At 52.3% G+C, this 23232-nt stretch carries 16 protein-coding genes; 4 read left to right on the forward strand and 12 right to left on the reverse strand.

The genetic code is table 11. The features are described 5' to 3' along the window. The first annotated feature begins 4 nt into the window (after positions 1 to 4). Complete coding sequence (locus AC5E51_RS00440) at positions 5 to 1336, forward strand: MFS transporter (RefSeq protein WP_491777924.1); 1332 nt, start codon at positions 5 to 7, stop codon at positions 1334 to 1336. Between the two features lie 181 nt (positions 1337 to 1517). Continuing rightward, entirely contained in the window at positions 1518 to 3797 is a 2280-nt protein-coding gene (gene ggpS, locus AC5E51_RS00445) for a glucosylglycerol-phosphate synthase (RefSeq protein ID WP_491777925.1), read from the forward strand. 314 nt (positions 3798 to 4111) lie between these two features. Here ggpS and AC5E51_RS00450 read toward each other — a convergent pair whose 3' ends face one another. The 5 genes from AC5E51_RS00450 to doeB2 all read right to left on the reverse strand — a co-directional run bounded on the left by AC5E51_RS00450 (position 4112) and on the right by doeB2 (position 9598). Beyond that, entirely contained in the window at positions 4112 to 4273 is a 162-nt protein-coding gene (locus AC5E51_RS00450; protein WP_301377063.1) for a hypothetical protein, read from the reverse strand. Between the two features lie 183 nt (positions 4274 to 4456). Continuing rightward, positions 4457 to 5815 carry an NAD-dependent succinate-semialdehyde dehydrogenase gene (locus AC5E51_RS00455; protein ID WP_491777926.1) on the reverse strand — a complete coding sequence of 453 codons (1359 nt, stop codon included), beginning with the start codon at positions 5813 to 5815 and terminating at the stop codon, positions 4457 to 4459. A 16-nt stretch (positions 5816 to 5831) separates the two neighbouring features. Next, positions 5832 to 7118 (reverse strand): ectoine hydrolase, encoded by a 1287-nt coding sequence (gene doeA / locus AC5E51_RS00460; protein ID WP_491777927.1) that lies wholly within the window; start codon positions 7116 to 7118, stop codon positions 5832 to 5834. Continuing rightward, positions 7115 to 8389, reverse strand: coding sequence for an aspartate aminotransferase family protein (locus AC5E51_RS00465; protein WP_491777928.1), 1275 nt, complete (start codon positions 8387 to 8389; stop codon positions 7115 to 7117). The genes doeA and AC5E51_RS00465 overlap by 4 nt, the downstream gene beginning before the upstream one ends. Before the next feature lie 48 nt (positions 8390 to 8437). After that, entirely contained in the window at positions 8438 to 9598 is a 1161-nt protein-coding gene (gene doeB2 / locus AC5E51_RS00470; protein WP_491777929.1) for a N(2)-acetyl-L-2,4-diaminobutanoate deacetylase DoeB2, read from the reverse strand. Between the two features lie 487 nt (positions 9599 to 10085). On the opposite strand from doeB2, the gene AC5E51_RS00475 reads away from it, so the two are divergent. Beyond that, positions 10086 to 11384: a YncE family protein gene (locus AC5E51_RS00475; RefSeq protein WP_491777930.1), complete on the forward strand. Its 1299-nt coding sequence runs from the start codon at positions 10086 to 10088 to the stop codon at positions 11382 to 11384. Positions 11385 to 11478: 94 nt separating this feature from the next. Here AC5E51_RS00475 and bfr read toward each other — a convergent pair whose 3' ends face one another. Continuing rightward, the gene (bfr, locus tag AC5E51_RS00480; RefSeq protein WP_491777931.1) at positions 11479 to 11955 is read right to left on the reverse strand and encodes a bacterioferritin; all 477 of its coding nucleotides are present in this window, start codon (positions 11953 to 11955) and stop codon (positions 11479 to 11481) included. 215 nt (positions 11956 to 12170) lie between these two features. Further along, complete coding sequence (locus tag AC5E51_RS00485) at positions 12171 to 12371, reverse strand: (2Fe-2S)-binding protein (RefSeq protein WP_068435260.1); 201 nt, start codon at positions 12369 to 12371, stop codon at positions 12171 to 12173. Between the two features lie 430 nt (positions 12372 to 12801). On the opposite strand from AC5E51_RS00485, the gene AC5E51_RS00490 reads away from it, so the two are divergent. Next, on the forward strand, positions 12802 to 15396 hold the full coding sequence (locus tag AC5E51_RS00490; RefSeq protein ID WP_491777932.1) for a putative bifunctional diguanylate cyclase/phosphodiesterase: 2595 nt from the start codon (positions 12802 to 12804) through the stop codon (positions 15394 to 15396). Between the two features lie 52 nt (positions 15397 to 15448). Here the strand turns inward: AC5E51_RS00490 and gcvP are convergent, their stop codons facing one another. The 5 genes from gcvP to AC5E51_RS00515 all read right to left on the reverse strand — a co-directional run bounded on the left by gcvP (position 15449) and on the right by AC5E51_RS00515 (position 23221). Next, on the reverse strand, positions 15449 to 18364 hold the full coding sequence (gcvP, locus tag AC5E51_RS00495) for an aminomethyl-transferring glycine dehydrogenase (RefSeq protein WP_491777933.1): 2916 nt from the start codon (positions 18362 to 18364) through the stop codon (positions 15449 to 15451). A gap of 119 nt (positions 18365 to 18483) precedes the next feature. After that, positions 18484 to 18867 (reverse strand): glycine cleavage system protein GcvH, encoded by a 384-nt coding sequence (gene gcvH / locus AC5E51_RS00500; RefSeq protein WP_068435266.1) that lies wholly within the window; start codon positions 18865 to 18867, stop codon positions 18484 to 18486. Between the two features lie 33 nt (positions 18868 to 18900). After that, positions 18901 to 19980 carry a glycine cleavage system aminomethyltransferase GcvT gene (gene gcvT / locus AC5E51_RS00505; RefSeq protein ID WP_068435268.1) on the reverse strand — a complete coding sequence of 360 codons (1080 nt, stop codon included), beginning with the start codon at positions 19978 to 19980 and terminating at the stop codon, positions 18901 to 18903. Between the two features lie 148 nt (positions 19981 to 20128). After that, positions 20129 to 21193 (reverse strand): helix-turn-helix transcriptional regulator, encoded by a 1065-nt coding sequence (locus AC5E51_RS00510; RefSeq protein ID WP_491777934.1) that lies wholly within the window; start codon positions 21191 to 21193, stop codon positions 20129 to 20131. 195 nt (positions 21194 to 21388) lie between these two features. Continuing rightward, on the reverse strand, positions 21389 to 23221 hold the full coding sequence (locus AC5E51_RS00515; RefSeq protein ID WP_491777935.1) for a cation:proton antiporter: 1833 nt from the start codon (positions 23219 to 23221) through the stop codon (positions 21389 to 21391). Positions 23222 to 23232: the final 11 nt, after the last annotated feature.

Genomic DNA, 23232 nt, shown 5'->3' on the forward strand with positions numbered 1-23232 from the left:
TCGCATGCTTAAACAACTCCGACCGGTTCTTTCATTGCTGGCTGGAGTAAGCCTGTTGCTTCTCGGCAGCGGCCTGCTCAACACCTTGCTGGCAGTGCGGGGCAGCGAAGAATCCTTCAGTGATCAGGCCATGGGTTTGATCATGTCGGGTTACTTCGTCGGCTTTTTTGTGGGCACCTTTCTCGCGCTGCCACTGATCCGGCGAGTGGGGCATATCCGTACCTTTGCGATGTGTGCAGCCGTGGGTTCTGTATCTGTACTTCTCCATGATGCGTTTGCCACACCCTGGGCCTGGGGTGGGCTGAGAATCCTGACCGGGACAGCGCTAGTGATTCTCTACACCGTGATTGAGAGCTGGCTGAATGCAACCACACCGCCGCAGAATCGCGGACAGGTGTTTGCCGTTTATATGGTGGTGAACCTCGGGGCATTAGCTGTTTCTCAGCAGTTTATGTCGCTGGCGCCGGCGTCCAGTTATCTGCTTTTCGCACTGGCATCGGTATTGGTGACGCTGTCTCTGGTGCCTGTCACAGGTACACGTTTTGGCCCTCCAGAAGTCCAGCAGGTTAAACGCCTGGGCATACGTTTTCTTTGGCGCATTGCACCTCTGGCGATCAGTGCCGCGTTTCTCTCGGGGCTGGCGATGGGGGCATTCTGGGGGATGAGTGCGCTCTATGCCTCACGGATTGGGTTGCCCACGTCAGAGGTAGCGACCTTCGTTACAGCGGGCATCATCGGTGGTGCTCTACTGCAGTATCCCGTTGGACGTTTATCCGACAGGTTTGATCGTCGCCGGGTTCTTGCAGGTATCGTTGGTGTAGCTGCTGTGTCTGCGTTGCTGATTATCCCGGCGTCGTTTGCCTCGGTGGAATTTCTTTATGGCGCTATCGCTTTGTACGGCGGGTTGGCTTTTGCAGTGTACCCCGTGGCCGTTGCTCATTTGATTGACCATCTGGAAAGCGGGGACATTCTTCCGGGGGGCAGTGCGTTACTCTTGGTGCACGGTATTGGTGCAGCTATTGGACCAGCACTGAGTGGGCAATTGATGTCCATGGCCGGCGCAAGTGCACTGCCTGTGTACTTTGCCGCAGTTCAGGGCACTCTGTTCCTGGTGGCGGTATGGAAAATGCATCAACGACAGAAGGACGAGACGACAGGTGAACCAGCTCAGTTCGTACCTATGGTAAGAACGACGCCTACTGCTCTGGAAATGCATCCGGATGAAAGTGAGCAATCGCCAGATCTGACTCCAGATGTAACACAGGGAACAAGTGAGGAATCAGACATTCATGAGGAGGATAGGGAACCACCTCCGTCTCAGGCAGCTCAAAGCTGAAAAGCTCCGGCTGTTACTGATTGTACTTCTACAATCGCCCGGTGATACCAGCCGCCCTGACCCGGCGGTACTCCGGAGCATCTCACAATCGCGGTCGCATACTGGTTATTAATTAACCCGCACTGCAGTCGGCAGATCATCGCTGATTGAAATGAGAGCGGTGCGGACAGCGGAGATAATTATGCTACTTGCAACAGATCTTGATGGAACCTTTCTTGGTGGCTCGCAGGAGCAACGTCAGCAGCTGTACCAACTTATTGCTGCGCATCCCGATATTGACCTTATTTTTGTGACTGGCCGGGGGCTGGAATCGGTGATGCCATTGTTGGCAGACCCGACTATTCCACAACCGGCATACATTATCTGTGACGTGGGCTGTACCGTCGTTGATGGCGAGAACCTTCATCCGGTGGTGGAAGTTCAGGGCCGCATTGATGATAAGTGGCCGGGCGAATACACCATTCATGCGGCCGTTGAGCATATTGAAGGTCTGGTGCGTCAGGATGTACCTCAAGAACGTCGTTGCTCTTATTTTGTCGCGCCAGACGTAATGGAAAAGCATCGAGAAGAACTGGAGAAGATCGGCGAATCACTGAATTGCGATGTGCTTTATTCCGCAGATTTGTATCTCGACTTTTTACCGCGCAATGTGAATAAAGGCTCGACGCTGACGGCACTGGTCGAGCACCTGAAGCTGGATAAAGCCGATGTCATGGTCGCAGGTGATACCCTGAATGATCTGTCGATGTATGAATACGATTTCATTGGTGTATGTGTCGGCGAGTCTGAAAAAGGTTTGCTGGAAGCTACCGAAGGCCGTGCTCGTGTTTATCATGCCTCTGCACCGGGAGCTGGCGGTATCCTTGAGGCTATCAGTCATTTTGGCTTCTTAGGTGTTGAGGGGATTGATGCCGAAGGGCGCGATGACATAGAGCCAGGTGCCTCAGATCTGGTGATTGTTTACCACCGCCTACCCTACGAAGAATATATCGAAGATGGCGAAATGAAACGCCGTAATCACCGCTCACCGAATGGCATTATCCCGACGCTTGCCAGTTTCTTTAAAGACGGAAGAAAAGGCGCCTGGGTCGCCTGGTCTATTACTGACCCGTCTTTGAAAGAGTTTGAAGTTCATACTGAAGTCGATAAAGAGCAATATCCCAACCTGGTAGCGGCGCGTGTTGCATTGACGAAAGAAGAAGTCGATATTTTTTATAAGCGCTTTTCGAAAGAAGCTTTCTGGCCAACCTTGCATACCTTCTGGGAGCGTGCGAGCTTTGTTGAAGATCACTGGAATGTATTCTGTGAGGTGAACCGTAAGTTCGCTGAGCAGACGGCAAAAGAAGCCGCAGAGGGTGCTACTGTCTGGTTACATGACTACAACCTCTGGATGGTACCAGCGTATCTGCGCGAAATTCGCCCGGATTTAAATATCGCCTTTTTCCACCATACATACTTCCCCTCGGCTGACGTCTTTAACGTACTGCCATGGAGAAAGGAAATTGTCGGTAGTCTGTTGCAGTGCGATTACATTGGCTTCCACATTCCACGTCAGTCAGAAAACTTTATTGATGTGGCAAAAGGTGTCATGCCGTTTGAAGTGACGGAAAAATCAGGCTGTGCTCCACGTTTCCTGACTTATGGTTGTGCCGTAGGTCTGGATGAAATGACCACAGAAATTAAAGTCAATGATCGTACGATTCGTCTGGGGGCGCATCCCGTTGGGCTGGATCTGAAACGCGTGGATAGCGCGTTAGAAAAACCTGAAATTCAGAATCGCATGAAAGAACTGCGTGAAGAACTACACGGAATTAAATTGGTTCTCTCTGTCGAACGCCTGGATTACACCAAGGGCATACCGGCGAAGCTTGAAGCGTTTGAGCGCTTACTCGAAGATCACCCAGAGCTTCACGGTAAAGTCACTCTGGTGACCGTTTGCGTACCGGCAGCGAAAGAAATGACCGTGTATAACGAATTACAGAATGAGATTGAACAGGCAGTGGGTCGAATTAATGGCCGCTATGCGCATGTCGGTTGGACGCCCGTTCAGTTCTTCTTCCGTGCTGTTCCGTTCGAAGAGCTGGTGGCCTACTACGCAATGGCCGATGTAATGTGGATTACGCCACTTCGTGATGGTCTGAATCTGGTCGCGAAAGAATATGTGGCGACCCAGGGTAAAACTGAAGGCAAGGGCGTGTTGGTGCTGTCTGAATTTGCCGGTGCCGCTGCCGAAGTTAAAGGTGCGGTATTGTGTAACCCGCATGATCCGGCGGAAATGGCAGATACCTGCTACTTTGCATTATCGATGCATCCAGACGATGCGGCGGCACGCATGAATGAAGCCTATGACGTTGTCAGTTACTACGATATTGCTCACTGGGGTCAGGACTTCCTCGACGAGGTAGCCGACAGTGCCCGTAAGAATGGGCGTGGCAGTGCTGACCTGACGGTTGTCGCATGACAACTGTTTTCCGTCACTGCTTCGCAACTCGCCGTGAACACATCCATGTAGGCTCGGTTATGGCATCCATGCCATAAACGGTTGCTCAGCAGAAATGGAAAATAAGATAACCCTGCGCGGATGTCGCGGTGTACCAGAGATCTCTGGAAGGCGTCTCGTGACCGTATGCAGCAGGGATGCTGCATTCGAGACTACAGGGAAGTACTCGTGTCGTGTCATGAGACACATTTCAGTGATCTGGCTTGATTGCGATGTTTATATTGTTTCCCATCACTGCTTTATAACTCGCCGTAAATACATCCATGTAGGCTCGGTTATGGCATCCGTGCCATAAACGGTTGCTCAGCAGCGACGGAAAACAACATACCTTTATGCGGATGTCGCGGTGTATAAAAGATCGCAGGGAAGCGTCGCGTGACCGTATGCAGCAGGGATGCTGCATTCGAGACTACATGGAAGTACTTGTGTCGTGTCACGGGATGCAATCCAGTGATCTGTCTACAATGTGATTTATAACTTGTTTCCCATCACTGCTTCACAACTCGCCGTGAATACATCCCTGTAGGCTCAGTTATGGTATCCACGCCATAAATGGCTGCTCAGCAGTGACGGAAAACAACACATCGATGTCAATGAGCTGAATCTGGTGGGAGCAGCGCTCAGGCTGCCCATATCTGTTTGATATTCACGAACTCGCGAATACCGTGTGGCCCCAGTTCACGCCCGTAACCGGATTTACCTATACCTCCACTAGGAAGTCGAGGATCGGTTTTGACGATCCCATTGATGGCTACCTGGCCTGCGTTTAATTCGCGAGCGGCTCTTTGTGCGCTGGTATCACTGCCGGTCCAGATACTGGACCCAAGGCCATATTCGGTATCGTTGGCAATGACCAGTGCTTCATCGAGGTCCGCTGCTTTGCAGACGGCCAGGACAGGGCCGAAAGTTTCTTCCCGGAAGACTGCCATCTCAGAAGTGACGCCAGCCAATAGAGTAGGTGGATAGAAGAAGCCCGGCATATCCGGTTTCTCGCCTCCTGTTAAGCATTCAGCACCATCCTGAATGGAGCGCATCACCTGGCTGTGTAATTGGTCGCGTAAATCCTCCCGCGCTATAGGGCCGATACATTGGTTTTCCTGCGAGGGATCGCCAAGTTCGAGCGCTTTAAAGCGCTGGGTTAATTCGCGGCAGACGTCGTTGTAAACGCCAGCTTCAACGATGACACGTTTAGCAGCGATGCACGACTGACCCGCATTAATCATGCGTGACAGTGTGATGACGTCACAGGCCTTCTGAACATCAGCATCGTTGAGAACAATGCAGGGATCTGACCCACCCAGTTCAAGAACTGCGGGTTTCAGCCCGGCAGCAGCGCGTGCTGCGACTTTCTGACCGGCGCCACTTGAGCCAGTAAATGAAACGGCTTTAATGCCCGGATGGTCGATGGCATCACCCACGAGTTCGGTTGTGATGGGTAAATTCTGCATAACGCCATCGGGCAGGTTTTTCTGGAAAATTCGCGTTAAACAGGCGGCAGATTCAGGAACGTTTGGGTCGGGTTTCATCACGCAGGTGTTGCCCGCCATTAACGCCGGCGCCAGAAAACGCAGGGCCAGCCAGACTGGTGCGTTCCATGGAAGAATCCCTAATACGGTGCCCAGTGGCTGGTGGCAGACGTAACTGTCGGTGGCGTCGGATGCCAGTGTCTCCGGCTCCAGAAAGGCTTCTCCATTATCAGCGTAATATTCCGCGCAGAAAGCAGATTTTTCCACTTCGCCCAGACCTTCGCGCAACGGCTTGCCCATTTCTTTTGCCATCAGTTGCGCCAGCTCTTCTTTTGACTCGCGCATCTCGGCGGCAATATTGATCAGGCACTTTGCTCGCTCGCTGTAGCTCATAGCGGCCCAGGCTGGTGCCGCTGCAACAGCTTGTCCGATCGTGTCTTCTGCGTCTGCCAGAGTCAGTGATTCAACTTCAGGCAGCGCAGTGCCGGTCGTAGGATTTACTGGAGTAAGCATGGTCATACCTCCTTACTTACGCTGTTGCGTCGCTTTTGTTACCTGCTTCTTTGTCACTTTCAGCAGTGGGTGGCTTACTTTTTGCGCCTTTTTTAGACCGGGCGGAGCCCAGGTCAATCGCGCCGTTCTTTTTGGCTTCTTCGGGTTTTACAGTGAAATCACGGTCCAGTGAGAAGAAAGATTCACAACCATCTTCTGTGACGTGAATTGTGTCTGAAATACCGCAGGTTTTATCGCCATCAACGCCCCACATCCAAGGGATCAGGTGGAAGGTCATACCCTCTTTAAGGACGGTGCCGTCACCTTGCTTCAGGCTGACGATATAGCCTTCATCCCAGCTTGGTGGGAAGGCGATACCAATCGAGTAACCTGAGCGGGTTATCAGGCGAGCCCCCACGGTGTTATCTGAAATAATATTGCGCACCAGGTTATCAACATCTGACACAGTCATTCCTGGCTGCACGATATTATGGACAGCGTCCAGCGCCTTTTTCATAGTCTCCTGAGCCTGGTACATAGAGTCCGGCATATTGCCCAGCATGACGGTACGCATCATGGCTGTGTGGTAACGTCGGTAGCAGCCACCCACTTCAAGAAATACATGCTCATCGGGCTGAATAACACGGCCTTCCCACGTGGCGTGACCAATCATGGTACGGGGGCCGGACGTCACGTAAGGCATGACTGAAGGAAATTCACCACCGGCACGGAACATGGCGGCGCTGATGGCAGCACCAACTTCGTTCTCAGTAGCGCCGGCATGACAGGCATCAATACCAGCAACCATGCCGGCTTCAGTGGCGATAGCCGCTCGCTTCATGATTTCTATTTCGGCGCGTGATTTACATACACGACCTTCTTCGACAATGCCAAAGCAGTCGAGCAGCTTTCCATCTTTAAGTGATGTGTGAATCACATCCTGATGGTAAGCCGGGAAGAAGTAACTATTACGCTCGTAACCGATGCGTTTATTAGCCAGCCCAAATTCGCGCAATGCATCGACCAGCATCTGAATGGCATCACCAGTATCGGGGTAGGGGCGTGTGACCTCTACCCAGGTCCGGGCGATAACATTCGATTCCTCGAGCGCGCGCGTAATCATGAAAGGCTCTTTTTCGAGCGGTACGACTAAGGCCTGAAAAAAGCTGTACCCTGTGGTCTGGTAGTCCGTCAGATACATGATGTTTTCAGGATCAGAAATTACGACGGCATCGAGGTGTCGTTCCTGAATCCGCTGGCGCAGTTCTTCAATTCGTCGCACATACTCTTCGTGCGGAAAAGTCATATCATCACGTTCAATCATGCGGCTTTCTCCATAACGCTGCGGACAGATTCAGTCAGAATCTCCAGGCCTGCGATTAAGTCAGACTTAGGAATGGTCAGCGGTGGGATAATTTTCAGGACTTTGCCTCCCGTTCCGCAGGCCGCAATGATTAATCCTTTTTTAAAGCATTCCTGAACCACGGCAGCACTGCGCTCACCGGAACCCATGTCCAACCCGAAGATCATGCCTTTGCCACGTAATTGCAGACTTTTATCCGCGTGGAGCAGTGGCTGCAGGTATTGATCAACCAATACTGATTTATCTTTTACTTCCTTCATGAAGTCGTCATTCCGGAAATAATCGAGGGCAACCTTACCCGCAACGAAGGATAGGTTCTGGCCTCGGAAAGTCCCTGTGTGCTCACCCGGCGACCAGTGCTTATCCAGTTCAGGGTGGACAAGGTTCATCGCCATCGGTGTACCGATACCACCGACCCCTTTTGCCATGCAGACGATGTCCGGCATCACGCCCAGATCATCGAAGCTGAAGTAATTGCCCGTGCGGCCGCAGCCGACCTGAATATCATCAATGATCAGAACGGCGCCCAGTTCTTCAGCGAGTGCAGCAACGCCCTTCATCCACTCTTTTCCGGCGACATTCACACCGCCCTCGGCCTGAATGGTTTCGAGTAAAATAGCTGCAGGTTTTGCCATACCGCTTGATGTATTGAGATAACGCGCGCGCAGGTGGTCCAGAGCGCCAAGTCCACAGCCCTGATTACAGCCATTACACGGCACTTCGCAGCCAAATGCTTCGTGTCGAACGTGGTTAAGTGGTACGCCCGAGGCATTACGGAAGTATTCGTTGGCAGTAGCGGCCAGCGAACCCAGCGTCATGCCGTGGAAGCCCTGACTGAAGGCCAGAATCTCTGTTCTGCCGGTGGCTCGGCGGGCGATTTTCATTGCAGCTTCTACCGCATTGGTACCTGTAGGCCCCATGAATTGTATGCGGTGAGGCATATTGCGTGGCTCAAGAATCAGATTCGTGAAGGTCTGCATAAATTCAGCTTTTGCACTGGTCTGCATATCCAGACTATGAAGCACGCCGTCGTTTTTCATGTAATCGATCATGGCGTTAATCATGGCTTCGTTATTGTGGCCAAAATTCAGCACACCTGCGCCAGCAAAGAAGTCGATATATTCCTTGCCAGTATCATCGGTTTGACGCGCATTTTTAGCGGTCGTAAAAGTAACAGGGTAAACGCGGCTGTAGCCGCGCACATTTGATTCGCGCTGCTCAAAAATAGTCATGAGTCTGATCCTCTCGTTAATAGGTATTTTTTCGGAGTGGATCAGGTCTCAGGGGGGAGTACGCATCCCGGTTAAACGACAGAACCAACGACAGACATCTTCAATTAGTCGATCGTTGAAGTCGTAGTGTGGGCTGTGACATGGATGCGGATTACGGCGTCCGTCATCGCTTCCGATCAGTGCGAAGGCACCGGGAATTTTTCGTAAGTAATAACTGAAATCTTCTGATGCCATGACAGGCATCGGACGGCCATGTTCGAGGGCTTTGTCGCCGTAAAGCTCAGTCCAGGCGGCTCTCGCAGATCTGGCTTGTTCGGGATGATTAATGGTCGCCTGGTAGCGGCCGTGATGTGTTACCTGACATTTAACACCATACGCTGCTGCCGTATTTTCGACGGTTGTAGTAATGGAGTGATTGACCAGTTCGCGGGTTGCTTCGTCAGGCACACGGATGCTGCCAGCGATGGTCGCACTGTCAGCCATGACCGTAGGGGCGTTACCCGCATTGAACTGAGTCACGCTGACCACCGCATTTGCCTGAGGTGGTAACCGGCGGCTGACCACCTGCTGTAAGGCGACCACGATAGCAGAGCCTGCTAATACAACATCGTTGCAGACTTCTGGTTGACTGGCGTGCCCACCTTTACCCGACAAGCGGATATCGAACGTTCCGTTACCACACATAACCAGCTCATCAGGGCAGGCCATTGTGCCGTAAGGCAGTGCCGGCCAGTTGTGCCAGCCGTAGATTTCGCTGACGCCTTCCAGTGCACCTTCGCGAATCATTTCACGGGCGCCATGGCCGCCTTCTTCAGCAGGTTGGAACAGCAGAATAACCTGACGGGAAAGTTCGTTTTCGTGGAGCTTCAGCCAACGTGCAGTGGCAAGCAGAACCGCTGTGTGACCATCGTGGCCACAGGCGTGCATGCAGCCTGATGTCGTGGATGACCACTCGGCGTCGGTGTCTTCATTAATAGGCAGTGCATCGATATCGGCGCGCAATGCGATGGCTGGCGTAGTGCCCTGTTCATTAATAACAGCAACCGTGCCGGTATCAGCGCAGGCTTTCCAGCGTATTTTAAGATCAGTCAGGAGCGAACGGATTTTCTTTGCCGTACCGTGTTCCTCCCAGCTTAACTCCGGGCGCTGATGTAACTCGCGACGAATATTTTTTGCGAAGCTTAATGTCTCTTGCCAGTCGTCAGACATAACGTCTCCTGCCTGTCATGAGAGAGCAGTGTTTTGCTCTTTCAGAGAATTGTTTGCTGTTTACTCTCCGTGCCCTGAAATAGTTATTGCAACGTGCAGGCCAGTTTTTTAACTGTTTAGGGGGCTAAGTTTTCAATCTTTTGAAATATGAATTTAAAAAAATATTAGTTTTCAATTGCTTGTAGTTCAGAAGTTAAAGAAGAAATGAATCAAAGAAGCTGAATCTGTTTAGGCTCTAAAACAGTTCAGGCGTCTATCCACGGCTACGAATGTAACCTTGTGGTGCACCTGCGCAATATCGGGGCAATGTTTGAGGTGACGGGTAACAAGTATGATTTACACTAGCAAACGCCTCTATTCACGCCAGAGTAGACAAGGGGTGCGTCATATCTGGCCAACCGGTTGAAGGTCTGCAAGCGAAGGAAGTAGCATCATTGATCTGTGTGAAAACACACCATAAAAATAATGATAAATATCTGGGGTTACTATGAACTTCCGTAAAACAGGCCTGACACTGGCGTTTGCGTCAGCGGCGGCCGTATTCTCTGCACCAGCGTCGGCTGGTTGGTTCGACTGGCTCTTTCCTTCGCCTCCTGCTGAAGAGGAAGAAGAGGTCGTTGTTGATCAGCCTGACTACTCTGATGGTTTACGTCCGGCTATTTTCGTAGGTAACAACTGGGACGGTACTATCGACGTTATCGATGGTGATAACTACGAAATTCTGGGCCGCGTTAACGGTATTCCTGATTACGAAGAGCGCATGGAGGAAATCAAAGCTGATTTCTGGCGTTACACTGTATTCCTGGGTATACGTCAGCTTATTGGTGAAGGGAACGACCAATACGTAGATGACATGTACAGCACCAACGACGGTGAGCTGCTGATCGTTTCCCGCCCAAGTTTCGCGGACGTAGTAGCACTGGATCTCGATAACGGTGAAATCGTCTGGCGTTTCGAAGTTGATGGCGTTCGTTCCGACCATATGGCGCTGTCTCCGGACGGTACTCAGGTCGCGGTATCGGCGTCTACCGGCAGTGTTGTTCATCTGCTGAATGTTTACACAGGTGAAGAGGAAGGGCGGTTCCCAACCGGTAACTCACCGCATGAAAACCTCTACTCTGACGATGGTAAGTATATTTATCACTCCAGTATCGGTTTCGTATTCATGCCATTTGATGGTCGGGTTCTGCGTGATACCACACGCGGTGAGCGTAAGTTCATTGTCTATGACACAGAAGCCGGCGAGATCGTTAAAGACATCGACATTAAGGCAAAACTGGAAGAGGCTGGTCTCGGTGATCTGAGTCCGTCGATTCGTCCGATGGCACATACCAGCGACTACCGCTTCTTCTACTTCCAGCTGTCGTTCCTGCACGGTCTGGTTGAGTTTGATATGGAAACGGAAACCATTACCCGACTGGCGGAACTGCCGAACATGGTTCCGTATCTGCCTAAGGTGTATTACGTAAATGACTCTGCGCATCATGGACTTGCCATGAGTGCTGATGATTCCGCGTTGTGTGTCGCCGGCACCATGGATGACTACGCTGCCATTGTTGATCGTGAAACGTTTGAGTACACCATCCTTGAAGGGCTGGGTAAGAAAGCCTACTGGGCGGTATCTGACCGCAGTGGTGAGAACTGTCTGATCTCATGGAGTGAGACGGATCAGGTATCTGTCATTAACTACGCGACCCGCGAAGAGGTTAAGCGTATAGATGTGGGTAACCATCCTCAGCGTATCCGCGAAGGTATGCTGAAAACGGATTGGATGTCTCTCTACTGATTTGTCGGTCTGGGCTCCCTAGGCGAGCCCTTCAGACGCAAAAAAGCCCCGCCAGGCGAGCCTGACGGGGCTTTTTTATCAGGGGAGGGCAGTATCAGTCGTCGTCTTCCAGCTGGGACTGCTGGTAACGCTCAATGCCGATCTTATCAATCAGGCTCAGTTGAGTTTCAAGCCAGTCGACGTGTTCCTCTTCTGATTCAAGGATGTCGTTGAGCATGTCACGACTGACGTAGTCTTTTACTTCTTCACAGTAGGCAATAGCTTCACGCAAGTCTGGGATGGCCTTCATCTCGAGCTTGAGGTCGCACTCGATCATTTCTTTGGTGTTCTCACCGATCATGAGGCGGCCCAGATCCTGAAGATTGGGTAAGCCTTCCAGAAAGAGGATACGCTCGATCAGGACATCTGCGTGTTTCATTTCATCAATTGACTCGTGGTACTCGTGATCCGCAATTTTCTTGAGCCCCCAGTCTTTGTACATGCGCGCATGCAGGAAGTACTGATTAATGGCCACCAGTTCATTGGCCAGAATTGTATTGAGGTGCTCGATAACCTTAGCGTCGCCTTTCATTGCCAGCGTCTCCCTGTGAGTGAATATGACTCTATTCTGGATACTGATTTGGTCTTGAGTCAAACGATTAGGGAGCTTTGGGGTGAAAAAAATAAGGGACTGAAAACGATTTAGTTTTCAGTCCCTTATTTGGGGGATATTTGGCCATAAATGATAGGCATTGATGGCTTAATGTAGGTCGAAATAGTAACGAATCTGGTTACTCAGGCTGACTCTCAGGCAGCCGAGAAAAGGTGACTCATCTGAGCGGCAGTCTGCTTGGCTTCGTTAAAGATGGCCTTGGCATCACGAGCACATTTGCCGCACTGACTTCCGAGACCTGTGCACTCTTTCAATTGGCTCATGCGGGTAGCACCTTGCTCAGCAGCAGCAACGATGTCGCGGTCAGTCACTCCTTTGCAGATACATACGTACATTTAAGCTCACCTGAGTTGTTGTTAAGAAACTGATGCCAGTATAAATACGAATTACTATCAAACGCAAGTTTTTTAGGAGTAAAAGTGCGAATGATTTGTAACAACGAAGCTTCGATTGAAAATTTCAGATCAGGATTCGGAGAGAAGGAGAGATTTACTGACAGCAATGTCAGCCAGACGCCGCTTGCTGAGTAAAGATCAATTAAAAAACGAACAAACGTTAATAGGGTCACATTTTCTGGTGTACACTTGTTTAGAATAAGTGTTGTCAGATGTGGCTCTGATTCATTGGGCTCGCATCCGCGCTCAGGGAAGGCACTGCAAATAATAAAAATACGTTTTGGTGCGCAACAGCATGTTGATGTCGAACTTTTTCCCAAAGAATTTGCGGGCTACTGAAGAGTACGCAGACGAGAGAACTCTTTCGCTGATGAAGAGAGCGATTGCAGGAGCTTTTGTTGCATTGGGCTTCAGCATAGCCGCTTTGGCCATGGTTGCTCTCCGTACGGGTTGGCCCCACTGGGATATAGTATCTGCCTTACTGACTTTCTACCTGGTGCCTGCAACCTACGCCTACCGTTATATTCGTACGCCAGAAGAGAAGAGGCGCCCAACAACTGCGAGGCGCAACCTGCTCTACATGTCCATCGCTATGGTTACGCTCTGGAGTATCGTGGGCATGGTCATCCTGCCTGAGCTGGATGCTGATACCCGCCTTATTGCCGTCTCTATTTTTATTGTCGTTGTGTATGCGCATTGCCTGCCGTTCGCCCTGTTTCCCATAATCGGCATGGGGCTGCTCGCTCTCAACCTGTTGCCTTTGGCTATCCAGCTGACCTTACTGAATGATGACTCTGTCATAGCCTTCGGCCTGTGTGGTGTAATGTTGTTGTTCATGGATGTGGGGACTTTCTGCTGGCTTCATCGTAAGGACATGCTCGCACTCAAGAAAAACGAAGTCGATGGCGCTCCTGATCAGGAGCCCGACATGTCAGAGGAGGGCTTTCGCAAGCGCCTCGTATTTTCTCTCCATGCTAACAGCACCCCTGCGGTAATGATGCAGTCGGTTGCCGCCTTCTTCATGGTCATTACCCTAAGGGCTGAAGCATACGAAAGCCTGCTCTGGTGCTGGTTACTGGGCTATCTGTCGGTACAGACGTTGCGGACTGCCGGATTCCTGGCGCATGTTGAAAACCCGGAAAGGCTGCGTATCCGGGACTGGCGTTTGCTCTTTGGTGCCGGCGTAGTTCTGAATCAACTCGCCTGGTACAGCCTGCTGATTCTGTTCCACGATATTATGAGCGGCTTCAGCCTTGGTGTAGTCAGTGGCATGTTCATCGTTATTGCCGTGGTAAGCACGATCGGCATTACCAGCGACCGTCTGCTACTGTACCTCAACAGCGCTATGTGTATGGTACCGCCGGTATTAATCCTGTTCTCAGGTGAAGAAGTCTGGTCCATGGTGTCGCTGGGGATGCTGGCATCTACCAGCTTACTGATCATTGTTGAAAACATTCACAGATCCGCTCTTCATTCACAGAAAGGCCGTCTGCTTCAGCGCCTGACGGAATTCCGCTCTCGCGAAATGGCAGAGCTGAATAACGATCTGACGGATGCCCGGGAACGCCTGACGGCAGCCAATGTAAACCTCGAGCAACAGATTGAAGAGCGAACTCAAGAGCTGAATTATCAGGCCACGCATGACATGCTGACAGGCTTGGGGAACCGCTATTACTTCTCGCGTAAAGCGAGTGAAGCGCTGAAAGAACAGAGCGATGAACAAGCCGGTTTTGCTGTCTACCTGCTCGACCTCGACCGTTTTAAAGAAGTGAATGACGGCCTTGGCCATTTAGCGGGGGATCACGTACTGCGTGTGATTGCTGCCCGTATTGCGAATGCGTGTGGTGACCAGGTGATCTGCGCACGCTGGGGAGGCGATGAATTCGTGATTCTAGAGCGTCGTGATGTCTCTGAAGTTCAGGTTGAAGAGTTCGCTACTCAGCTGGTCGCTGAACTTCGTAAGCCTATAGATCTTGATAGTGGCCCGGTGTCTCTCGGAGCCAGTGTCGGTATTGCGCTTTGCCCTGAGCACGGAACCAGTGCAGAGCAGCTCCTTGAACACGCCGATATTGCTGTCTACCGTGCGAAATCACGTAAAACGGGCGTATCAGTTTACGATGACAAGTGGGGCCATGAAGCATCCGAGCGATTGCAGCTGGTGCAGGCCCTTGGCTACGCCATTGATAACGATGAGATCGAAATTGCTATGCAGCCCTTCGTATCCGTAGAAAATGGCAGCCTGACCGGTTTCGAAGCTCTGGCGCGTTGGCACGATAATGTCCGTAACGTTGCCATCAGTCCTGGCACCTTTATTCCTCTCGCGGAAGAATCCGGACTGATGCCAGCGATGGGGCGTATGATCCTGCGTAAAGCCTGCCAGACGCTTATGAAAGAGGTGCCTGAGTCGGATTTACGCGTAGCTGTGAATATCTCTGTCATGCAGCTGCGTCAGCCCGACTTTGTGGATGACGTTGTCTCTACGCTTGCGGCCGTCAGTATGCCTGCCAGTCGACTGGAGCTGGAGTTGACCGAGTCTGTGTTCGCGGGCGATGTACTGCAGATTCGTCAGGTACTGAGTACGCTGCGTAATCTGGGGGTGCGTATATCAATCGATGATTTCGGCACGGGTTACTCGTCCATCAGCTACCTGCGCGATTTCCCGCTGGATACTCTGAAGATTGATCAGTCCTTCGTGGCTGATCTTAGCAACGGTGGTGAAGGGCTCTTTTCGAGTATTGTCTCGCTGGCGCATGGTTTGAAACTGTCGGTTATTGTCGAGGGTGTTGAGAATCGCCATGACCTCGATAAAGTTCTGTCACTGGGTGGCGAAGAGATACAGGGGTATTTCTTTGCTCATCCTATTGAATCAGACAAGTTGGGTGATTGGTTGGAGAAGCACAGTTCCCGCCCGTTCTCTATGAAACGGCGCCATCTGTCGGTTGCTGTAGATAATCACTCTGGATAATAAAAAAGCCCGCGTACGCGGGCTTTTTTATGTCAGGACGGGTCACCGGAACTCAGTCTTCGTAGTTCTCAATCGCAGGGCAAGAGCAGATCAGGTTACGGTCACCGTAGACATCATCGATACGGCCTACCGTTGGCCAGAACTTATGAGCACCGAGCTCCTTCACAGGGAAAGCAGCGAGCTCGCGTGAATAAGGGCGCTCCCACTCTCCGGTCACGACTGCCGCGGTATGTGGTGCGTTCTTCAGCGGGTTGTTCTCGGCATCCAGAACGCCGTTCTGCACGGCATCAATTTCAGCTTTGATTGCGATCATAGCGTCAGCGAAGCGATCGATTTCGGCTTTGCTTTCAGACTCGGTCGGTTCGATCATAAAGGTACCCGCTACCGGGAACGACATGGTCGGTGCGTGGAAGCCGTAATCCATCAGACGCTTGGCGATATCCACTTCAGTGATGCCGGTTTCTGCCTTAATCGGGCGCAGGTCAACGATACACTCGTGGGCAACACGACCGTTCAGGCCTGAGTACAGGATCGGGTAGTGCGCAGAAAGGCGCTTCGCCAGATAGTTGGCCTTGAGCAAAGCATTCTGGGTGGCAGTACGCAGACCGGCACTGCCCATCAGAGTGATGTACATCCAGCTGATGGTGAGAATACTGGCAGAGCCATACGGTGCTGCAGAGACTGCACCGTTGCCTTTAGATGCGTCGTCAATAGGGCGTACAGTGTGGTTGGCAACGAAAGGTGCCAGGTGCGCAGCGACACCAATCGGGCCCATGCCCGGACCGCCACCACCGTGTGGAATCGCGAAGGTTTTGTGCAGGTTCATATGAGATACGTCCGCACCAATAAAGGCCGGCTGAGTCACACCCACCTGAGCATTCAGGTTAGCGCCGTCCATATACACCTGACCGCCGTGCTGGTGGATCAGGTCGCAGATTTCTTTCACGCCTTTCTCGTACACGCCATGTGTCGAAGGGTAGGTCAGCATCAGACACGACAGCTGATCAGACAGCTCTTCTGCCTTCTTCTTCAGATCGTCGAAATCTACGTTACCCTGCTCATCACACTCAGTGACGACAACCCGCATCGACGCCATCTGTGCCGATGCCGGGTTAGTACCGTGTGCCGAACGTGGGATCAAACACACATTACGGTGACCTTCGCCACGACTCTCGTGGTACTTCTTAATCGCCAGCAGGCCCGCGTATTCGCCCTGTGCACCTGAGTTAGGCTGCATACAGATAGCATCGAAGCCGGTGATATCACGCAGATAGCCATCCAGTTCAGAAACCAGTTGCTCGTAACCCGGAGTCTGGTCTTTCGGTGCGAAGGGGTGGATATTCGAGAACTCAGGCCAGGTCACCGGGATCATCTCGGTGGTGGCATTCAGCTTCATGGTGCAGGAGCCGAGCGTAATCATGGAATGATTCATCGCCAGGTCTTTGCTTTCGAGACGCTTCATATAACGCAGCATCTCGTGCTCGGTGTGGTACTTATTGAAGGTCGGGTGTTCCAGGAAGGCGGTCAGACGCTGCAGACCTGCGGGTACGCTGTCTGAGCCAGCCTTGACTACGACCTCGTCCAGGTCGTACACATCAAGTCCGTGGTCAGCGCCGAGGAAAATATCAAAGAGTTCGGCGACATCGCTTGCCGTGGTCTTTTCTCCCAGTGTCACACCCAGGGTGTCCTTACCCAAACCGAGTGCTTTATCATCACGGAGATTAACTTCCCGGTCCGCTGCGCGCTTCAGAACGTCTTCTCGGTTGCCGACCTTGATCGTCAGGGTATCGAACCAGGTAGTGTTGAGAAGTTCGACGTTTTTGCTCTTCAGGCCTGCGGCCAGAATATCGGTCAGACGGTGGATGCGATTGGCGATGGTTTTGAGGCCTGTCGGGCCGTGATACACCGCATAAAATGAGCTGAGGTTTGCGAGCAGCACCTGTGCAGTACAGATGTTGGAGTTCGCCTTTTCACGGCGGATGTGCTGCTCACGGGTTTGCAGCGCCATGCGCAGCGCCTGATTGCCCTGAGCGTCGATAGATACACCGATAATACGGCCTGGAATAGAGCGCTTGTAGGCATCGCGGGTTGCAAAGAAAGCCGCATGTGGGCCACCAAAGCCCATAGGAACACCAAAGTGCTGAGCGTTGCCCAGGACGATGTCTGCACCCATTTCACCCGGCGCTTTGATCTTGATGAGCGCCATCAGGTCGCTGGCAACCGCGGCCAGAGCGTTCTTTTCATGCAGGGCACTGATGACATTCGTGAAATCAGTGATTTCCCCCTGACGCCCCGGGTACTGGAACAGAGCACCGAAGACGTCATGGTCTGCCGCTTTCTCTGCAGGGCCGACGATGATGTCCCAACCGAAGGCTTCTGCGCGAGTACGGACAACGTCGATGGTTTGTGGCAGACACAGCTCATCAACATAGAAGGTGTTTGATTTGTTCTTGCGAACCGAGCGCTTTGCCATCGCCATGGCTTCAGCGGCGGCGGTGCCCTCGTCAAGAAGAGAGGCGTTTGCCAGTTCCATGCCGGTGAAGTCGATGATCATCTGCTGGAAGTTAAGCAGTGCTTCCAGGCGACCTTGAGCGATTTCTGGCTGATACGGAGTGTAAGCCGTGTACCAGCCCGGGTTTTCCAGGACATTGCGCAGGATGACCGGAGGCATGATCACATCGTGATAACCAAGTCCGATATAGCTTTTGAATACTTTATTCTGTGCAGCGACAGACTTCAGGCGGGCCAGAGCCTCGGCTTCGGGGGTGGCTTCTCCGAAGGACAGGAATGCATCGCGCAGAATGTCAGCGGGGACAATTTCGCTGGTTAGTGACTCAAGAGAGTCGGCACCAACGGCAGCCAGCATGTCTGCCTCTTCACGCAGGTCATAGCCTGCACCGTCCGAGGCAATATGGCGACTGACAAAATTATCGCGCTGTTCCAGTTGTCTGAGAGAAGGAGTACTCATGATTGAACCTGAATGTAAAAGTATCGGCTATATGGGCTAGTGCCCACGCTATATAAGAAGGTAAAACGACAACGCAGAGGAGGCCTCTGCGTTGTTTTAAGCGGGGTCAGAGTAACGTATTACTCACACGCTGCAGCGTAACCGTCCGCATCAAGAAGCTTGTCCAGATCTGCAGCATCCGCCAGCTCCATTTTGAAGAACCAGGCGTCGCCGTATGGGTCTTCGTTTACTTTTTCCGGAGCGTCAGCAAGATCGTCGTTCACAGCGATGATTTTACCGGCCAGAGGAGCGTAGATGTCCGACGCAGCCTTTACTGACTCAACCACGGCAATGTCCTGATCTGCGGTAACTTCGCTGTCTACTTCAGGCAGCTCTACGAAGACGACATCGCCCAGCTGATCCTGAGCAAAGTCGGTGATACCAACAGTGACTGTGCCATCGCTCTCAAGGCGGATCCATTCGTGGGAGGCAACGTATTTCAGATCTGCAGGGATGTTGCTCATGGGGTTTCTCCAGTTAAAAATTTACGATTTATCTCAAAATTGTTTTTGGCCGTTGCGCACGAACGGGAGCTTGATCACACGAACGTCCGTCAATTTGCCACGCAGGTCTACCTGAGCGGTGTCGCCGGTTGCTGCCGGTACCCGCGCAATTGCAATGGAATACTGTAAGGTTGGCGAAAAAGTGCCGGAAGTAACTTCACCTTCACCGGCGCCTTCCACGACGACTTTCTGGTGAGAACGCATCACGCCACGGGTTTCCAGAACCAGACCCACCTGTTTCATGGCAATACCGGCTGCTTTTTCAGCTTCCAGTGCAGCCCGACCAATAAAGTCGCGACCGGCAGGTTCCCAGGCAACGGTCCAGCCCATACCGGCAATCAGTGGGCTCACAGATTCATCCATATCGTTGCCGTACAGGTTCATCCCCGCTTCAAGGCGGAGGGTGTCGCGGGCACCCAGGCCGCAGGGTTGGACGCCAGCTTCACTCAACTGCTGCCAGAAATCGGCGGCGTCTTCTTTCGGGATCATAATCTCAAGGCCGTCTTCGCCGGTGTAACCTGTGCGGGCATAAAACCAGCCGTGCTGTGGCAGACCCTGGAAGATCTTGAGACCATCGATAAGCTCGGCGGCTTCCGGACGTACCTTCTGAACCATGCCCAGTGCCTCAGGCCCCTGAACAGCGACCATCGCCATTTCAGGGCGTTCGGTGAGGCTGATATCAAAGCCTTTGGTATGGGCCGTCATCCACTCGAGATCTTTCTCACGGGTGGCACAATTGACGACGGTGCGAAACCATCCGTCCATGCGATATACGATCAGGTCGTCGATCACACCGCCGTCGTTGTTCAGCATGCCGGTATAGAGTGCTTTGCCGGTTTCTTTCAGTTTGTCGACATCGTTGGCGAGCAGCTTCTGCAGATAGGCTTTGGCGTCGGGCCCGCGAACGTCGACGATTGTCATGTGCGAAACGTCGAACATGCCAGCGGCTTCGCGCACTGCGTTGTGCTCCTGAATCTGGGAGCCGTAGTGGATGGGCATATCCCAGCCGCCGAAGTCTACGATTTTGCCGCCAGCCTCTAGATGGCAATCATACAAAGGGGTTTTTTTACCCATGTCAGATCCTGATACGTTTGGACGCTCAACGTCCTGAGTTCGGTTGACGACAGAGGTCAACGAAAAGGCGGCAATTATAGCGCTTTAAGAGGCGTGGTTCACACAAAAATGCGATTACGGCACGGGAGCGCCGTAATCCGGGGAGGTATCAGCTGGCGTTGGTGCGATTATCCGGAACAGGCATACCCTGCTTGGCATGGGTAGGCGAGAAGCCGCACCACTTTTTGTAGGCCTTAGAGAAGTTGGCAACGCTTGAATAGCCCAGCAATTCAGCAACCTGGCTGACGTTGTACATGCGACGGCTGAGCCAGAAACTGGCCTGCACCAGGCGCATGTCAGCAAGGAGCTGCTGATAATGGGTTCCTGCCTCCTGGAGGCGACGTTTGCAGGTTCGTTCAGTCAGTCCGAGTTTCTGTGACAACTCATTCAGCGTCGGCGGGTTGGCAAGATCACTGCGAAGCAGGTTGGATGCTTTCTGAGCGATCAGGTGCGCCGGACGCAATACGCCCTGTGGTTGAAAATTAGCTGTACGGATAATCAACGCCTGGGTCAGAAACTGTGAAGGTAAGCGAACAGCAAAGTACGGCGCGCCAAAGGTAACCTTCATTGGTGCATATTTGGCGTACTCTTCGATATGTTCCGGCTCTGAGTACGGCAGAAATACGGAAAGCTGATCCGTGAGCCCCTGGAGCAGGTTGCTACCAACCGTATAACCGAAGGCAAGCAACAGCTCTGAAAGTTCAGGAGAAGGAACCCGAGTTGGGTCCTGCTTCCAGAAGAACTCGCAGTGACTGACCTGGCCATCATCAAGAATGTGGAGGTCGAACGGTCGCTCTGTAGTACTGATCTGAGCACACATTGACTGGAACAGTTCTAACAGGTTGCCGGCGGTGACCTGGTTCTGCATCGCCATGATCTGACCGTACTCAAGGTAAACTTCGGGCAGCTTTGATGAGAGCTCGCTGTCACTCAGAGTCTTGAGAACCTGAAGAAGGGCGGGTGTACTGCTCTGGAGTCCTTCTCCAGCAGCAGAGAGTTTTGGGGCTGACTTACGCAATTCCTTCTGAGGCATCAACCTGCGCAGGGTCTGTAGAGTCTCTGCGTGCGGTTTTAACGAATACATCTGGAGATTATCTACTACTTTGTTATTAGTGGTGAGTAGCGCCAGAGTGCGCGCAGGTGCCTCAAGGCACAATGTCATTTTACGCAACATAGGCGTGCAAAAGTGGCGTAATATAACTTCTCATGGCGTTGAGGTCAGAAAGGACGCGGCTTACCAATATCCTTGTCAGTAAGCATTTAGATTTATAATTGATGGTAAAAATGCGCCAATGTTGATATTGGGCCCATAATGGCTGTGCTTGGCATTTCAGGCCGGGGCATGATGTGGCCCCTCTGGCAAGAGTGATTAAGTCGTGCGTGAAGCCCCTTGATCATTGGCAGCAACCAGTGCCGGTGTGAAGAGACTGATCACTTTCCAGCCATTTTTAGGCTCAAAATTACTACCAATTTTGCTTGTTAAAACCTTGCCTTCTGGTGTGATTGCGAATAGAGGAATGGCATCTTTGCCGTTTTGCTGTTGAAAATCATTCCAGGTAAATTCGCTGCTCAGTCGGGTGGAATGCAGCTCGGCCCCCTGCGCCAACATGCTGGAAAATTTGCTGTACGTCAGGTCTTTGCTGAACAGATACTGGCCACGGTGCTCTTCACCATCGATATGCATTTCGGACAGTCGCGCATCGACCGATGTGCGCAGTGCATAAATGTTGTGCTGGCCGAACTCATTGCCAAACCGCATCCCTGCGACTGTGTTAATACTGCGCTCCGGGGATAGCCCCAGAAGCTTACCTAAACCGACCAGATCGAGGCGCTGCTCCGCGTATTCAGAGACTGGGTTACCGTAAAAAGTACGCAACCCATCCATGCGTGCCGCACGGATGTTGTCCCAATTTGAATCTGTTAGAAGTACATCCACTTGATTCTTTCTAAGCTCAAGTGCGATGGTGCGTGCGATGGTATTTGCGCCGACAATCAGGAAGCCATTTGGCGGTGGTTCCGCCACACCCAGCCAGCGCGCCATCATGCGTGAAGTAGCACTCTGGAGCACGACGGTGCCAAAAATAACAGAGAAAGTAAGTGGGACGAGTACCGCGGCTTCTGCCTCCCCGGACTGCTCAAGCTTGATGGCGAAGAGAGCGGAAACGGCAGCAGCAACAATACCTCGTGGAGCAATCCAGGACAGCAGAGATTTCTCTTGCCAGCTGAGTGTACTGCCGATGGCTGAAACCCACACAGACAAAGGTCTCGCGACGAACTGCATAACGGCGAGGAGTGCGAAGGGCATCCAGCCCAGCGCGATCAGGTCATCCAGCGTCAGGCGTGCGGCCAGAATAATGAAAAGCCCGGAAATAAGCAGAACCGTCAGGTGCTCCTTAAAGTTCAGAATCTCACTGATGCGGATGTCCTTCTGGTTTGCCAGCCACATCCCCATCAACGTGACCGCAAGCAGGCCCGACTCGTGTGCAAGCATATTGGCGACGCTGAAACTCACAAATACCATAGAGAGGGTGGCCATGTTCTCGAGGTATTCAGGAACCCAGCGGCGTTTCAGGATAAAGCCGAGAATCCAACCCGCGGCGAGACCGAGCACCGTGCCGGACGCGATGATTTCAACAAAGGCGAGCATGCCGCTTAAAGCCCCCTGAGCCTGACCCTGAGCCACGATGAATTCGTATACGACGACCACAAGCAGTGCACCAAGCGGGTCGATCAGGATGCCTTCCCAGCGCAGAATGTTACCAACGTCTGCGTTTGGGCGAACGGTGCGAAGCATAGGCACGATGACGGTCGGGCCGGTGACTACGGTGAGGGCACCAAAGAGGATACTGAGCTCCCAGCTCAGTCCGAACAGGTAATGGGTCGCGATGGCGACGACCGCCCAGGTGATCCCCGCACCTACGGTAATCAACCGCTGTACGACGCCTTTTTGTGAGCGTATTTCTTTCAGGTCGAGGGTGAGACTGCCTTCAAAGAGAATGATCGCGACCGCCAGAGATATCAGCGGAAACAGCAGGTCCCCGAAGAGTGCGTCTGGATTGAACTGTTGAGTCACAGGCCCAATCAGTAAACCGGAGGCCAGTAGAAACAGAATCGCTGGTAACTTTACGCGCCAGGCTAACCACTGACTGGCGAACGAAATCAGACCAATAAACGCAAACGCAATGATGCCACTATCGAACACGGTGTTTCCTT

The organism is Thalassolituus sp. (assembly GCF_984348125.1).